At 47.1% G+C, this 374-nt stretch carries 1 protein-coding gene; it reads left to right on the top strand.

Annotation, left to right across the window (positions count from 1 at the left end; all coding sequences use genetic code 11):
* Positions 1-374 (top strand): IS630 family transposase (locus Q1A70_RS20545; protein ID WP_299697692.1); only part of this gene is annotated, 374 nt, incomplete at both ends.

The following is a 374-nucleotide window of genomic DNA, read 5'->3' on the forward strand; positions in this document are numbered from 1 at the left end:
CAGCAGCAGTTTGAATATGCGTATTTGTTTGGCTCAGTATGTCCCGCTAGAGGTATTGGCGAGGCGATGGTCGTTCCTTGGGTTAACAAGGACATTATGGTTGAGCATCTTAAGCAGATCTCCGCGGCGACCGAAAAAGGTCGTCACGCAGTGGTCATTATGGATGGTGCTGGTTGGCATACAAATGACATTGCAGAACAGTTCAGTAATGTCAGTATCATCAAGCTCCCGCCATATTCACCAGAGCTAAACCCGATAGAACAAGTGTGGAGTTGGCTCAGACAACACTATCTTGCCAATCAGAGTTTTACCGACTACCAAGATATTGTGTCGAGAGTATGCACTGCATGGAATCGATTCTTGGAGCGTGCAGA

The organism is uncultured Vibrio sp., from assembly GCF_947488985.1.
Lineage (GTDB): Bacteria > Pseudomonadota > Gammaproteobacteria > Enterobacterales > Vibrionaceae > Vibrio.